Origin of the sequence: Mucilaginibacter aurantiaciroseus, assembly GCF_024055595.1 — a bacterium.
GTDB lineage: Bacteria > Bacteroidota > Bacteroidia > Sphingobacteriales > Sphingobacteriaceae > Mucilaginibacter > Mucilaginibacter aurantiaciroseus.
In genome coordinates this window covers 399,243-415,042 of record NZ_JAMXOF010000001.1, presented here as the reverse complement: position 1 = coordinate 415,042, position 15,800 = coordinate 399,243, and the positions used below count along the sequence as shown (strand labels likewise).

Here is a 15,800-nt window from a genome sequence, read left to right as displayed (position 1 = left end):
AGTGTTAAATTAATGTTAAGCAAAGTGGAAGATGTGTCAAAAAATAAGCGGCTACCGAATGGGTAGCCGCTTATAATCTAATTAAGCGTTATGACTATTTAACAGCACCAGGAGAGGTGTAAGCCATAACTTGTGGGTTAAAGTTAGCCCAACCAGTAGTCCAGTCTTCAGTACCGAAAGCACCTTTGTAAGCAACTTTAGTAAAGTAAGCATCAGTAACCTTTGCATCAGTAAATACTGCACCTGTTAAAGCAGGTGAAGCACCTATTTGAGTGAATACCGGTACACCAGCTCTTGCAGCAGGGGCAATATCAGCACCAAATTTATAGGCATCAGTGTAAATACCAGCTGCATAAAGATCGGGAGTGAAAGTATTGTTTAACATTAGTTTTGCAGATACAGCAGCTAAAGCAGAAGCTGCAGCTTTGATCTGGTTTTTTTTACCGTTGCTACCTGCTACTATGTTATTAGCAAATACAGAAGCATCGGAAGCTAGGTTAGCAGATGCATTAGCAGTACCACCTGCAGGTAAAGCGTCATCGTAAAACACACCTTCGGTATAACCAACTATAACAGAGTTTAAAATGCTGATAGCTGTATTACGACGGATCTGAGCACCATGCTGGAAATTAGCATTGATTGCAGTGAATGTAGCAGTTTCTTTTGGACCTAATATAGTCATGTTAGAAAATACCGCGCTTGTTTGTGGCGTACCGTTAGTACCTGTTGCGTTGTTATCAGATTCGAAACCGTTTGAACCAGATACATCAGCAGTTGCAGCTAAACGCTGAGCTAAACCAAACTGAATCTTACCAGAGAAACCGTTATCAGTATCAAAATCATCATCCCAGCTATCGATGGCTAATAAGTGTTTAGCATTTACGCTACCACCAAACCATTCGAAAGCATCGTCACCAGAGCGGTAAACTTCTACGTAATCGATAGTTGTACCAGAACCAACGCTACCAAAAGTTAGACCGTTGATCTCATTATCAGGGCTTAAAGCGATACCGGCGTACTCTATACGTACATATTTCATTGTACCAGAGTTATCGGCAATGTCGGTACCACCGTGCTTACCTTTATCGGTAGCATCAGATATACCTTCGATAGTTACAGAAGCACCCACGTTATTAGGGGCTTTACCTAAAAGGATAACGCCACCCCAGTCGCCTTGTGAACGGCCACCGGCAGTTTGGTTTGATGTGAATACAATTGGTTTATCTGCAGTACCGACAGCTTCAATTTTTGAACCGCGGGTGATGATCAAAGCAGCTTTTGATGCTTTATCACCTTTAATGATTGTACCCGGTTGGATAGTGAGGGTCGCATTATTGGTTACAAATACGTTGCCTTTTAAAAGGTAAATTTTATCTGCGGTCCATGTGGTTGCTGTAGTAATATCAGCCTTTACTATTACAACACCGTCTGATGGAACTGGTGGGGTAACAATACCGCCGCCATCACCGGCATCAACAGTGTTTTTTGAACAACTTGAGGCTAAGATTGTGAAGCCCAGTGCAGCTACTAATAGAATTTTTTTCATTGTTTGATTTTTTAATTTTCAATTCAAAGTAACACAAGCACCTTTTACTTAAAGTTAAGGATTGTTTATGTATATGTTAAATAACATGGCTTAGTGTTAAGCCCATATTAATATTAAAGTGTATATGTAAATGCCAATGAATACGTAGACCCTGGTTTATAGCTACTTTGGATACCGTCACCGGCGTCAACCTTTTTATTAAAATTATTATCATAATAAAAAGTGCTGGCGTTATTGAAAATATCTGCAGCGGTAACTTTTATCTCGCCTTTACCTTTAAATACTTTTAAGCCAAGTTGCGCGTCAAATACGTTACGTGGTGCTTCCCAAATATCTTCATATAACGCTCCTGCTGCAACGTTAAGCCTGCGGCCTACCCTGTTATACAATGCATTGAAGTTTAATTTATTATTAAGGAACGAATGCTGTACACCGCCGTTTATTACATATGGTGCCTGGCCTACTAACGAACGTTTGGTGTATTTAAAATTAATACCCGCGTTAGTTGGGTTATAGGCTGTAGATTTAATAACCGCTAAGTTTGCATACAAGGTTGTGTTTTTCATAAAATCGTTAGCATAAATAAAATCTAATGTTTTACGAATTTCTAACTCGGCACCAATTACGTTAGCCTTATCAGAGTTGAAGTATGTAATGGTACGGGTCGAGTTAACATCATTATTATAAGTTTCTATCGCGTTTTTGAACCTTTTGTAAAAACCCGATACCGATATGATCTGGCCGGCTTGAGGATAAAGCTCAAAGCGGACGTCAAAATTATCAATATTTGACTTTTTCAAATTTGGATCACCTTGTTGCAACGCTAATAGCTCGTAGTCATAATATTGCGAGATAGATAATTCTCTAAACTCTGGGCGTGCAAGTGTACGCGAATATGATGCCCTTAAGTTTATCTTTTCTGATAAACTGTAAGTTAAGTTAGCAGATGGTAAAACATCTACATAATTTTGGTTAACAATACCATCGGCTCTTTTACTAACCGGGGTAACATTTACATCAAATTGTTCTACACGAACACCCCATACCAATCTCAATTTATCGGTAAGCTTGTTATCTAACATCGCATAACCAGAGTTAGTTAATGAGTGGGCATCATATGAATCATCAGATCCGTCTATCTCATCTAATTTATAAACACCTGCATTGATAACATCGCTGCGGAACAAGGTATTTAAGGGACGTTGTTTTAACGGACGAAGGAAATCAGGATCGTTAATGTCGGGATTACTTCCGTCAACTACAGCCCCAAGGAAACGTACGTCGTAACTTCTCTTTCTGTATAAGCTTGTTAAACCTGTTTTGAAAGTTGCCGATTGTGAAAACATTTTAAATGGCATAGAGTAATTAACCGCACCAGAGTATGAGTTTTCGTTAAGTTTGGCATATAAAGTTGCATTATCTTTACCCAGGGTTGAAACGTTTGCCTCAAAAGGTTCGCCGCTACCAATATTGCGCGAGTAGCTTATTTTGCGTTGTTGCGGCTGATCATTAAGTACATTGCTGTAGCTTAAGTTCCAGTTTATTTTTGCTCCTTTTTCGCCAATTGGGTGGTTACCTTCTAAGGTCGATTTTAGTAAAGCTTTCTGTAGGAGGTCAAAAGCATAATATTTTACATCAACACCAGATGCCTGGTTGCTACCTGTACGTTGCAAAAACTGATCGTCATAGATCCTATTGTACACATTTTTGAACGTGATCTTGTTTTTGCCGAAAGTGTAACCTAAGTTTAATAACGCGCCAAGGTTGGTAGAGAATTTATAAATATCATCATTGTAATCATAACCGTAAGCGTTGCGCTTAACATCATTACTTATAGTTTGGGCGTTGCGGTAAGTTAAACCAAAAATAGCTCCAAAACGGTTGCCATTTTTTTCGTTATCCTTAACCCTGGCTAATGTAAACTGGTAATTTTGAGTTGGCAGTGCTGTATTTTTGTAGATGTTATAATCTTGTGAGATACTTTTTAATAAAGAATTATTTTGTTGCTGGGTTAAACCGTTAACAATTTTAGAGTATGGTAAAAAGCCATTTGGCAACTGTTTTTTACCGTTATCAAAACCAAAATAATCGCTGGCATTACGTTGCCCGCTTAAAAAAGTTTTACCTGTTGACGCCGTATTGTAACCGGCACCAATACCAAATGATATTGAATTTTGCTCGGGCAAATCTTTGGTGTTTATCGCGATCAAACCACCGGCAAAATCTCCGGGCTGATCCGGCGTAGCCGTTTTGGTGATGGTTAAACTTTCTACCAGGTTTGATGGTACAATGTCAAACGAAAATGCTTTTCTATTTGGCTCGGTACTTGGCAACGATGCGCCATCAAGCATAGCGTTATTATAACGATCGCTCAAACCACGGATAACTACGAATTTATTATCCTGCACGGTGGCACCGCTTACACGTTTTAAAACGTCGGCAGTATTCCTGTCCGGTGATTTTTTGATCACCTCGGCAGATGTACCATCAGAAATAGATATGCTATTTTTTTGCATGGCGTATAAGGCGCCGATTGATTGCTGCCGATAGGTTGATTTAATCACAACCTCTTTAAGGGCTTGCGACTCGGCTTGGCCCATCGTAATATCAAGAGCGGTGTTAGTACCCTGCTTTACTTCAATTTCGGATACTGTTTTGCTTTGGTAGCCTATATACCTTACAAGGATGGTGTATTTACCGGGCGCAATGCCGCTTAATACATAGTGGCCGTCAACATCGGTAGCGGCGGCCTTGGTGGTGCCCTCTATGTTAACGGTAGCCCCTATTAAGGTTTCGCTGGTTTTTTGGTCGATGACCTTACCTGAGATACGGCCCGTGGTTTGGGCAAGCAAATTGCCTGCCGTAAGCGTCATAATAACCATGACGGTGATTGCGGATAAAACTTTTTTCACGTGTATTAATTTAATACCGCAAAACTATTACCGCGATGTTAGTTGAATGTTATGGATGTATTACCAAAACCGCCACTTAATATTACCCCAGTGTTAAGGGGTGGCCTAAACGTGCTGTTAACCAGCTTTTTGCTTATCAGTTAAGTTGTACTGCTTTAATTCCTCCAGCTGAATTTCGTAGGCACGCATCCTGGCATGCAAGATATCCACTTCGGTACGCAGCATCTGGATCTCGGTGATCAGCTTGGCCGAGTCTGGTTTGTGGATCATCTTATCGCCGGTGCCCAGTATCAACCACTCGGGCGAGTACTTTAACTGGAAACAAAGCTTACGGATAAGATAGTAGCTGATGTCCTGCTTTTGGTTGATTACCTTGCTGATAAAGCCTTGGTCTACCCCTATAGCGTTGGCCAGTGCCAGCTGCCCGCCATGCTCCTTCACTATTACTTTTATCCGTTTTACAACTGCTTCATCAGACATGGTACAATTATAAACATTTTTGGCAAAGTGGTAGGTTTTTGTGAAAAAACCATCGGTGATTTTTCTTGCTGTCCCACTTATTTTATTAGAAAACACCAAAAAAATACAACAAATTGATTATGAATGAATTAAAAATTGACCTTTATAAATAATAAGTCAGCTACAAAACACAAGTAATTGATTAACAATTATTTAAATTTTAAAATGAGTGTCCCGCTTGTTTCTGAATGGGACACCATCTTTCCGCGCCCGTAAATGACTTTTTTTCGACTTGTTTTCGCCGGGTAATAATCCATTTAGTGAGCAAAACGGGACAGCAGGATACCCTCTTTCCTGAACCGCCCGAAAGCGAGGATAAAGTGAAAGAAATCCTGTATTTTTAATAATAGCTTTTAAGACATCATTATTAATTTTACGTCTTATCGCTACTGAAAGCGTCCGCTTGTGGATTTAGGATGGTATCGTATAAGCTAAACTTTGCAATAGCGCATTTAGCTTGCGGTAATTGAGGCAAAATAGCTATGGGCGGTTTATAATAATCAAAAATATTCTAATGCCTTCCTTCAAGTATTCCAATCAAATTTATTAATAAAACTGTAGAAGAAGAACAAATGTGAGCATCCTTTGTCGTCGCCGTTCTTTTATGAGTTAATTCATTGGCAAGTTTGTTGGACGAACGAGTATATTTCCTTAATGTTTCATTTGAACCACCTGCCAGCTCAATAACTATACAAGAATCAAGCATTCGTCTTGCATTAGTCTCGCTTGTTTAACGCCGTCAATTGTTGGATGTTTATCTTTAACGAAAACTGTTTAGGCCAATGAAATTATAGTTTCGCGGCATAGCAAACCAATTGTTTGAAATTGCTCCTCATTTATAGCTTGCTTTAACCTTATATTAATCTCGTTTAAAGATCTATCAATTCTATCCCATCCAATTAAGCTTACAGAGACATTTAATACATCGTTCTGTTCAGAGTTTTGTGTAAGATTTAATAAGTCATGAACATTTTAATTATAAAGCTTCTCCTAATTTTATATTAGGCCATATCTCCAGCGATCCACTTTCCGTACCATTGCCATAGATCATTAAATAGACTAGGGTTATCTATTTTAAGTTGATTTAAAGCCGTATTAACTTTACTACATCCTTTTAAATTCATCATTAATATCTTGAATTCTTGATCCTGCTGTAGAAACCGAGATTTAAGTATCTTTCAAATAATTGATTTCTATTAATCATTGATCCTTAGTGAATAAGCTTCTAATTCTATCCCCATCAATTCTTGATACTGACTTTGGAATAATATACACATGTGACAATCCAACTTCTTCTTTTTTGTTAAATACGAGTTCAATTTTTTCTTTTAATCTGGCCCCGACTTCAGTTTGTCTATTTTGTATTAAAATAAATTGTTCGACAGTTGTGGTGAGAAAAATTCCATAATAAGTTATTCCCTTATCAATCCAAGTCGCAAATTTCATTTGCACATCCGCATATTCGCACATCTGCACATTAACCCATATCTTTGCGGCACTAAATTAAACACCTATGTTAAAAGGATTTTTTAATGTTCCTGCCCCTGTAAACGAGCCTGTATTAAACTACGGCCCGCGCAGTTTGGAACGTGCAGCGCTTAAGGCGGCCTTGGTTGAAGCCCGCTCAAAACAAGTAGATATCCCCATGTATATTGGCGGTAAAGAAGTTAGGACAGGTAAGCTAATGGAGCTGCGACCGCCGCATGATCATAAACACCTTTTGGGTACTTTCCACTATGGCGATAAAAGCCATGTGACTGCTGCCATTGACGCGGCCCTTGCCGCTAAGGCCGATTGGGAGAACCTGCCATGGGAACAACGTGCCGCCATATTTTTAAAAGCCGCCGAACTTTTGGCCGGCCCTTACCGCGCTACCATTAACGCGGCAACCATGCTTGGCCAAAGCAAAAATGCTTACCAGGCCGAGATTGATGCCGCCTGCGAATTCATAGACTTTTTGCGCTTTAACGTGCAATACATGACCGAAATTTACCAGCAGCAACCGCCGGTATCCGGCAAAGGTGTTTGGAACCGTTTAGAGCAACGCCCGCTGGAAGGTTTTGTGTTCGCGCTTACGCCGTTCAACTTTACGGCTATTGCGGGTAACCTCCCAACCTCCGCCGCCATGATGGGTAACGTTGTAGTTTGGAAACCGGCAGATACACAGGTTTATGCCGCTGATGTAATTATGCAGGTATTGATAGAAGCCGGCCTGCCTGCAGGTGTTATCAATATGATCTACGCTGATGGCCCCGAGGTTGGCGATGTGGTATTTAACCACCCCGATTTTGCAGGTATCCACTTTACAGGGTCTACCAAGGTATTTCAGCACATTTGGCAAACTATTGGTACCAACATCCATAAATACAAAACCTACCCGCGCATTGTGGGCGAAACAGGTGGGAAAGATTTTGTGCTTGCCCACCCAAGCGCTAATGCCGATGCGGTTGCTGTTGCCCTTTTACGCGGCGCGTTTGAATACCAGGGACAAAAATGTTCGGCTGCTTCACGCGCATACATCCCGGCAAGCCTCTGGCCTGCGGTTAAGGAGCATGTGGTACGCGAAATTGCTACCTTTAAAATGGGCCCTACCGAAGATTTCGAGAACTTTATTAATGCCGTTATCAGCGAGGTGTCGTTTGATAAACTGGCTAAATATATTGATGCCGCTAAAGCGGACGATGGCGTTGAAGTAATTGCAGGTGGCACTTACGATAAAAGCCAGGGTTGGTTTATACAACCTACCGTACTGCAGGTGCAGGACCCGTACTATGTAACCATGTGCGAGGAATTGTTTGGCCCGGTATTAACCGTTTACGTTTATGAGGATAGCGAGTGGGATAACATCCTGAACATTGTAGACAAGACGTCTATTTACGCTTTAACAGGCGCCATACTGTCGCAAGACCGTTACGCCATTGCAGAGGCTACCACACGCCTGCGCAACGCTGCCGGTAACTTCTACATCAACGATAAACCAACAGGTGCGGTGGTAGGCCAGCAGCCATTTGGCGGCGCCCGCGGATCAGGTACTAACGACAAAGCCGGATCCATGATCAACCTGCTGCGCTGGGTATCGCCACGCACTATTAAGGAAACGTTTGATTCTCCAAAGGACTACAGATATTCGTTTTTAACCCCAGAGCACTAATTTAGGCGAAAGGTAAAATCTAAAAGGCGAAAGGTTTTAAGAACCCTTCGCCTTTTTTATGTTATTTGTCATTCCAAGCGATAGCGAAGAAGCTAATAACGAACTGTACAAACAAACATGCATGTAGTAGAACAGATCCTTTGCTATCGCTCACCGGATGAAAAAATTTAATCTTTTCTTAATTCCCGGCTCTAAAAATCTTGATTCTATCCGCCTATTTTGCAAACCTAAACACCTCAGCCATTTTTAAGTTGTTGCTGGTGCTAACCTGCATATCCGTGATAACGCCGGTTGCAAGGCTGTAAACCCAACCGTGTACATTTATTTCCTGGCCGTTTGCCCAGGCATTTTGCACAATAGATGTTTTGCAAAGGTTGCTTACGTTCTCTACCACGTTCAGTTCCACCAGGCGGTCGCCACGTTTGGTTTCATCGGCAATGGCATCCAGCTCTTTGGCATGTACGCGGTAAACATCTTTAATGTGGCGCAGCCAGTTATCAATCAGTCCAAATTGTTTGTTGGTCATACTTGCCAGCACGCCACCGCAGCCGTAATGGCCGGTTACTATCACGTGCTTTACCTGCAATACATTTACGGCATAATCCAGCACGCTCAGCATATTCATATCCGTATGGATCACCATGTTGGCAATGTTACGGTGCACGAATATCTCGCCCGGGTTGGTATTGGTGATCTGGTTGGCAGGTACGCGGCTATCGGCGCAACCGATCCATAAAACAGGTGGCTTTTGGCCGTTAGCCAGTTTTTCAAAATACTGAGGATCTTCTTTTAAAGAATCTTCAACAAACTGGCGGTTGCCATCCAGCAGACTTTCGTAAGTGATATGGCTGGTGTCGTGAATTAATTTTGTAGCACACATAGCATCTGTTTTTTATAAATTTTTAATTCTTTGTGATTTTTGTTTTGGTTGGATAAATTACCTGGTAAACCTTATGGAAAAACACAGGTAACATATCATAATACAATATGGTAAGTAATATAACAGGTACAAAGTAAAACACCTTAAACTCGTATATGTTAAAAAAGTAACCGCCTACCAGCCCTCCAAAAATAAAAAAAGTAAGCACAGTTAAACGCACGTAGATCTTATTCTTTACAATTTGGCTTTCTTTGGTTTTAGGGTGCAGCCAGTCGGCCAGTTCGCTACCCAGGTCAGTAAACAAACCGGTAAGGTGGGTAGATTTGATCAAGCCGCCCGATATGTTTGATACCAGCCCATTCTGTAAGCCCATAGCGAATAGTAGCGAACCGATTACAATTTTACGCTCAATTTCGGTTTCCTGGTAAAATTTATGCCCGTAAATTGCAACAAAAAGCAGCACAATAATTTCCAGGATAATAGGTACCGAATGCGCCCTGTAAGAGCTTTTGTGTTTTAAAGATTGTACAATAAAGTTTGATGTGAAGGATCCAATCATAAACATAAGCAGCCATAATACAAATATGATGATGTCGTTAAGATTCTGCTGTAGGATATTTTTAGCCAGATTTGCCACATGCCCTGTAACGTTTGAAGTAAACGCCAGAAAAGCCAGCAGCCCCACCACGTCGGTTATGCCTGCCACAAAAGCGGACGATGACGCCAGCATCAGGTTTTGATTTAATGTACGTTTTTCCTGTGGTTGTCTTAACATATCTTCTAAATATACATAATAATATCCTGTTCTACATATTAACAAAAACCCGGTTGTATTACACAACCGGGTGCAAATATATAAATAGATATAAGGCTTATTAATGCGCGGCTATCGCGTCTAAACTGCTGTCAAACTCGTATACGTAACCCAGGTTATGCGGGCTGCTGCTACTCACACCAAGGTCTTTAATTAAACCGGTGCTGATGTCAACCACCCAACCGTGTACTTCAAGATCGTTGCGTTCCATCCAGGCGTTTTGTATGATAGATGTTTTACAGATGTTGTACACCTGCTCGGTAACGTTAAGCTCAACCAGGCGGTTCACTTTGGCTTTATCATCGGTAATACGGTCAAGCTCGTTGGCGTGTAAACGGTAAACATCTTTAATGTGGCGTAACCAATTGTCTATAATACCAAACTGCTTGTTGGTTAAAGCCGCTGCAACACCACCGCAACCATAGTGGCCGGCAATAATTACATGTTTTACCTTAAGTACGTTCACGGCATAATCCAGTACGCTAAGCATGTTCATATCCGAGTGTACGCATACGTTGGCAATATTACGGTGCACAAACACCTCTCCCGGTTGTGTACCGGTAACTTCATTTGCAGGCACGCGGCTGTCCGAGCAGCCTATCCACAATACCTCGGGCTGCTGTCCTTCTGCCAGGCGTTTAAAGTATTCAGGATCTTCGGCAGTGCGTTTGGCTGCCCATTCGCTGTTATTGGTTTTCAATTTATTGTAACCGGCACTTTGCGCCAGTTTTATGCAATTGGTATCAATACCGTTTTTTTTGTTTTTATTTTCTGTACTGTTCATGGTAGTTTTTTAATTAAATGATTTTAAACAAATTAGCCCCTTTAAATACCCCCCAAAGGGGATAATTAAGCCCTATCTACATTGGAGGGTTAGGTGGTGTTGGATTATATATTAAATCTTTTAAAGGCGGCACTTCATACCTTTCCTTTATCTCTTTCAACTGCACAATTATACCTTTGGTGTAGGCATTGTGCTTGTAGTTATTAATAATTTCCAATACATCCGGATCGATATAGCGCGAGTTTGAGCCATCAATAACCACATCACTGCCTTTTGGCAGGCTGGTAAGAGTTATCTGGATGGCGGCTTTGTTCAGGAACGAAACCTCCTCGGCCAATTTTATTCGGATGGTGTTTTTTTCGCCGTTCGGCGATATGGTGTAGAAGTATGGATTACGCATGTTGGTGCGTAAAATGTAGAATATGCCTACCATCATACCAATACCTACGCCTATTAACAAATCGGTAAATACAACGGCTACTATCGTTATCACAAATGGGATAAACTGATCAAGCCCCTTATGCCACATGTGTTTAAACAGGCCAATCCTTGCCAGCTTATAACCAACCGTTAACAGGATGGCCGCCAAACAAGATAGCGGGATCTTATTCAGCAACGATGGTATGGCAAGCAAACAGGTAAGCAATAAAAACCCATGAAATATAGCGCTCATTTTTGTACGGGCACCCGCGCCAACATTTGCTGATGAACGTACGATAACGGCCGTCATAGGTAAACCACCCAGCAGCCCGCTCACTAAGTTGCCCGCCCCCTGGGCAACCAATTCGCGGTTTGTTGGCGATATCCTTTTGATAGGGTCAATTTTATCAACCGCTTCCAGGCTTAACAGGGTTTCTAAACTGGCTACAATAGCTATGGTAACCGCTGTTATCCAAACCGCTTTATTGCCTATCCCGCTAAAATTTGGTAATTTAAACAGGCCGAAAAACTCGCCCGTGCTGTTTACTAAAGGGATCTGTACAAATTGCTTATCCAAAAGCGCAAGGCCTGTGCCTGCAAACAGTGCAGATAATGCCACGCCCACAATTACAACCACTAACGGTGCGGGTATCATGATAAGCTTTTTAACTTTAGGCCAGTAAATCATAAGCAATAACGATACAACACTTATAATAACCGCGCCGTAGTTTATCTTATGCAAAGCGCTAAAGATACCCGAAAAAGTATTGTTCTGATCGGTTTGGCTAAAGCCCTCGTCACCCTCAAAATCCCTGTCGAAGCCTACGGCATGCGGAAACTGTTTCATGATGAGGATGATCCCTATCGCGGCAAGCATCCCCTCTATAACCGATGATGGGAAGTAGTTAGCTACAGTACCCGCTTTCACCAATCCGAAAATGATCTGCATAGCACCGGCAAGCACCAACGCAAGCAAAAATACCTCGAACGAACCCAGGGAAGCTATAGAATTTAAAACAATAACCGTTAAACCTGCAGCAGGCCCGGCCACGCTTAACTGCGAGCCGCTAAGCGTACCAACAACAATACCGCCAATGATACCCGCCAACAGGCCCGAGAATAACGGCGCGCCGGACGCCAGCGCGATACCCAAACATAAGGGTAGGGCTACCAGGAATACAACTAAGCCCGCGGGCAGGTCCTTTTTTAAATTTTTAGCTAAGAAATACTTTTTCAGGTTAAGGCCGCCGGCGGGAACGCCGCCTTGCTTGATTTGCATAAACAATAATTTTATAATGAGATTTCAGTAAACAACATGTTTAACAACGCAAAAGCAGGATTGTAAACAATGCATAGTTTTTTTCCGGCTGTTATAAAAAACAGCGGTATGCGATTGATCACCGGATACCAAAATATCCGGCAAATTTTAATTAAACGTTGGGAGGAGGTGTTGGTACAATAGGATGATATACCTGCTTGTAAAGGGAGCGCTCCTGGTTGTGCAGGATGTTGGTCTCGACAACAATTGGCCTGTAAACTATAAGGTGATTTACATTTTCATCAAAAAACTTTTTGTCTTTAAAGGCATCCTTATCAGGGTCTTCCTTTTCATTTTTTGATTCATGCTCCAGTTGCATAATCACCGCGCGAACGGCTTTGTTATCCATACATAAAAAAACAGGCGCAACAGATATAGCCATCTTCATAATAAAGATGCCCATAAACAATACTGCAATTGAATTTTTGAAAATTCTGTTTTTCATGCGTAGCAAATATAACGTTTTTTGGAAATGGAAAGTATCATTGTGCCGTTTAAAGCTAATCTTACAATATAATTACTAATAGCCTCACCTAAACGGCGAAGCCCTCATGTAATATTTCTCTTCAAAGGAGAGGACTTAAACTTTGCCCTTTTTTAAACCATTTCTCCAGGGGGTGGCGGGGTGAGGCTAAATTATTAGCAATATAATTACTAATTTTATCGCTTTACCAATAAACCACATCGTGAACAAAAAGCTGGAGATTTTACAAAAAAAGCGCGACCAAGCGCTTGAAGGTGGAGGCGCTGCACGTATTGAAAGTCAGCACAAAAAAGGGAAATTAACGGCACGCGAAAGGTTGCATTTTCTGCTGGATGAGGGTTCGTTTCAAGAGATAGGGATGCTGGTGTTGCACCGCAGCACCGATTTTGGGATGGAGAAAGAAAAGTATCCCGGCGATGGTGTGGTTACCGGTTATGGTACTGTAAATGGCCGTTTGATCTATGTTTTCTCGCAGGATTTTACCGTTTTTGGTGGCTCGCTGTCAGAAACCCATGCCGAAAAGATCATTAAAATAATGGACCTTGCCATGAAGAATGGAGCTCCCATAGTTGGCCTTAATGATTCCGGCGGTGCACGTATCCAGGAAGGTGTAGTTTCACTTGGTGGCTACGCCGATATATTTTACAAAAACACCATGGCCAGCGGCGTTGTTCCGCAAATCTCGGCCATTATGGGCCCCTGTGCGGGTGGCGCGGTTTATTCACCTGCCATTACCGATTTTATTTTAATGGTAGAGCATACCAGCTACATGTTTGTGACCGGCCCCAACGTAGTAAAAACGGTAACCCACGAGGTAGTAACATCCGAGGAATTGGGCGGCGCCAATACGCATGCAACCAAAAGCGGGGTTACGCATTTTGCCTGTGCTAACGAGATAGACGCTATCAATCACGTAAAAAAACTTCTGAGCTACATGCCGCAAAACTGCGAGGACCGTGCACCTGCCCTGCCTTACGAGGTGAAGAACGAGGAACGCCCCGCATTAACAGATATATTACCTGAGAATATCTCGCAGCCCTACGATATCCGCGAGGTTATTGAACAGGTGATAGATGGCGGCTCGTTCCTGGAGGTTCATAAAGATTTTGCCGAGAACCTTGTAGTAGGCTTTGCCCGGTTAGCAGGCCGCAGTATTGGGATAGTTGCCAATCAGCCCGCGTTTTTGGCTGGGGTACTGGATATTAATTCATCAACTAAAGGCGCGCGTTTTGTGCGCTTTTGCGATAGTTTTAACATACCACTGTTGGTATTTGAAGATGTACCGGGCTTTTTACCGGGCACCGACCAGGAGTGGAATGCCATTATTACTAACGGTGCAAAACTACTTTATGCTTTCTGCGAGGCTACCGTACCGCGTATTACGGTTATTACGCGTAAGGCTTACGGTGGCGCGTACGATGTAATGAACTCCAAACACATTGGTGCCGATATGAACTACGCATGGCCAAGTGCCGAGATAGCCGTAATGGGTGCAAAAGGTGCCGCCGAGATCATCTTTAAACGCGAAATAACATCCGCAGAAGACCCTGAAGCCAAATGGCGCGAAAAGGAAGAGCAGTACGCAACCATCTTCGCCAACCCCTACCGTGCGGCAGAGCGTGGCTTTATAGACGAGGTTATAGCCCCGGCAGAAACCCGCGTTAAATTAATTCACGCCTTTAAAATGCTGGAGAATAAAGTGGTGAACAACCCTAAAAAAAAGCATGGGAATATTCCGTTGTAGGATAAAAGCGATAATCGCTTTTATCCTACTTGTCTTAACCAATCTCTTGTTATACTTTCAATTCTTTCAATCTCGATTTCGGGCAGTAGACCCGTATGCATTATAATATTTCTTGATTTTTCTAAATCTTCAAATCTTGAAACTAACCATTGTTGATTGGGTATCAAATCTGAGAACTCTTCCCAATTGGCAGTTATAATTTGACCTAAATTGCCAAACATTGTGTAGCCGATGTTAGAAGTTGAACGCTGTGCATGATACCGGTATTTCTCTTCTTCTTTAAGTAAATTTTCAACATTTTTTTTGATACGATCAGGCACACTGTTCCACCAATCAATGCCTTTTCTTTCTGATAAGCGAGCAGAGATCAATTCTCTCACAGCATTTTCTAAACAGAAAAAAACTATGTATATAGAGGCCATTCTGCCTGCATTATGAATAATGCGAGGACTAAAATCCGATTCTTCGATTCTCGCTATAGGTTGTATATCACTTCCTTTACGGATGGCTATGCCTTCTTTTTCGAGTGAAATCAAACTATCTTCTGTAAGGATTCCATTGAAAACAAATTGCTTCAATTTTTTAATACTTTCACTCATTTCAAATTATAAGATTGTCTTTGAGGCTCTTAAAAATCGCATTATAAACAGAAATGTCAGTAGTTGCTGGAAGATGAATTTGAATGTTATAATGAAAGTCTGTCTTAGGCTTTACTTGACTGTCCACTCCAGGGTTAAATGCGCTTTGTTCAATTGGCTGTTCCTGTTTTTCTTTTTCTTTTTTGACAACAGGTGCACCGTCAAATTTTGCTAATGATGCAAGTGCTTTGAATGTGGCAAAATAATAATTTACAAGTTTTGCGTCTTTTCCTGTTATTCTTGATATGGCGCCCTTTATTTCTTCGTCAGAAGCAGAATGAATGTTTTCATTGACAGTATACAGATCCGAATACAAGTCTTTCATTCTTTCTGCTATCACATGTTTATTTTGAGTACTGTCTTTTAATTTATCATAGGATGCTGTAGGTGTTCCGTCATCCGTTATAAAGCCAAGACGTCTAAGTAGGGGAATAATAGCTCGATCATTTGAGCTCGTAAATCCAATGGTTTTTAAAAACTCATTTGTAAATTTGAGTGGTCGCCCTGCTGTTTTAATTTTTTCAAAGATTGGCCCCATTTTATTATTGGAAACCATGTAAGGGTAGGTGTCTGTCATTGATTGAGATTTG

The 15,800-nt window shown here is 41.6% G+C and carries 13 protein-coding genes; 2 read left to right on the top strand and 11 right to left on the bottom strand.

Annotation, left to right across the window (positions count from 1 at the left end):
- Positions 1–94: 94 nt before the first annotated feature.
- The 4 genes from NAF17_RS01900 to NAF17_RS01885 form a co-directional block, all read right to left on the bottom strand.
- Complete coding sequence (locus NAF17_RS01900) at positions 95–1,546, bottom strand: beta-helix domain-containing protein (RefSeq protein ID WP_252756285.1); 1,452 nt, start codon at positions 1,544–1,546, stop codon at positions 95–97.
- A 113-nt stretch (positions 1,547–1,659) separates the two neighbouring features.
- A complete protein-coding gene (locus NAF17_RS01895; protein WP_252756284.1) occupies positions 1,660–4,458 on the bottom strand; it encodes a TonB-dependent receptor in 2,799 nt (932 codons plus the stop codon).
- 117 nt (positions 4,459–4,575) lie between these two features.
- Positions 4,576–4,938, bottom strand: a complete 363-nt coding sequence (locus NAF17_RS01890; protein WP_252756283.1) for a helix-turn-helix domain-containing protein — start codon at positions 4,936–4,938, stop codon at positions 4,576–4,578.
- A gap of 1,239 nt (positions 4,939–6,177) precedes the next feature.
- Positions 6,178–6,423 carry a hypothetical protein gene (locus tag NAF17_RS01885; RefSeq protein ID WP_252756282.1) on the bottom strand — a complete coding sequence of 82 codons (246 nt, stop codon included), beginning with the start codon at positions 6,421–6,423 and terminating at the stop codon, positions 6,178–6,180.
- 67 nt (positions 6,424–6,490) lie between these two features.
- Here NAF17_RS01885 and pruA point away from each other — a divergent pair, with 67 nt between their 5' ends.
- Positions 6,491–8,128, top strand: coding sequence for an L-glutamate gamma-semialdehyde dehydrogenase (gene pruA, locus NAF17_RS01880; RefSeq protein WP_252756281.1), 1,638 nt, complete (start codon positions 6,491–6,493; stop codon positions 8,126–8,128).
- A 214-nt stretch (positions 8,129–8,342) separates the two neighbouring features.
- On the opposite strand, the gene can (NAF17_RS01875) is transcribed toward pruA, so the two are convergent.
- The 5 genes from can (NAF17_RS01875) to NAF17_RS01855 all read right to left on the bottom strand — a co-directional run bounded on the left by can (NAF17_RS01875) (position 8,343) and on the right by NAF17_RS01855 (position 12,789).
- Positions 8,343–9,008 (bottom strand): carbonate dehydratase, encoded by a 666-nt coding sequence (can, locus tag NAF17_RS01875; RefSeq protein WP_252756280.1) that lies wholly within the window; start codon positions 9,006–9,008, stop codon positions 8,343–8,345.
- A 22-nt stretch (positions 9,009–9,030) separates the two neighbouring features.
- Positions 9,031–9,783 (bottom strand): YoaK family protein, encoded by a 753-nt coding sequence (locus NAF17_RS01870; protein WP_252756279.1) that lies wholly within the window; start codon positions 9,781–9,783, stop codon positions 9,031–9,033.
- A gap of 100 nt (positions 9,784–9,883) precedes the next feature.
- A complete protein-coding gene (gene can, locus NAF17_RS01865; protein ID WP_252756278.1) occupies positions 9,884–10,606 on the bottom strand; it encodes a carbonate dehydratase in 723 nt (240 codons plus the stop codon).
- 76 nt (positions 10,607–10,682) lie between these two features.
- Positions 10,683–12,305 (bottom strand): SulP family inorganic anion transporter, encoded by a 1,623-nt coding sequence (locus NAF17_RS01860; protein ID WP_252756277.1) that lies wholly within the window; start codon positions 12,303–12,305, stop codon positions 10,683–10,685.
- Between the two features lie 151 nt (positions 12,306–12,456).
- On the bottom strand, positions 12,457–12,789 hold the full coding sequence (locus tag NAF17_RS01855) for a hypothetical protein (RefSeq protein ID WP_252756276.1): 333 nt from the start codon (positions 12,787–12,789) through the stop codon (positions 12,457–12,459).
- 241 nt (positions 12,790–13,030) lie between these two features.
- On the opposite strand from NAF17_RS01855, the gene NAF17_RS01850 reads away from it, so the two are divergent.
- A complete protein-coding gene (locus NAF17_RS01850) occupies positions 13,031–14,572 on the top strand; it encodes an acyl-CoA carboxylase subunit beta (protein ID WP_252756275.1) in 1,542 nt (513 codons plus the stop codon).
- A 20-nt stretch (positions 14,573–14,592) separates the two neighbouring features.
- Here NAF17_RS01850 and NAF17_RS01845 read toward each other — a convergent pair whose 3' ends face one another.
- Together NAF17_RS01845 and NAF17_RS01840 are read right to left on the bottom strand one after the other, a co-directional pair.
- Positions 14,593–15,171, bottom strand: coding sequence for a Swt1 family HEPN domain-containing protein (locus NAF17_RS01845; RefSeq protein WP_252756274.1), 579 nt, complete (start codon positions 15,169–15,171; stop codon positions 14,593–14,595).
- Between the two features lies 1 nt (position 15,172).
- On the bottom strand, positions 15,173–15,787 hold the full coding sequence (locus NAF17_RS01840) for a DUF5343 domain-containing protein (RefSeq protein ID WP_252756273.1): 615 nt from the start codon (positions 15,785–15,787) through the stop codon (positions 15,173–15,175).
- Positions 15,788–15,800: the final 13 nt, after the last annotated feature.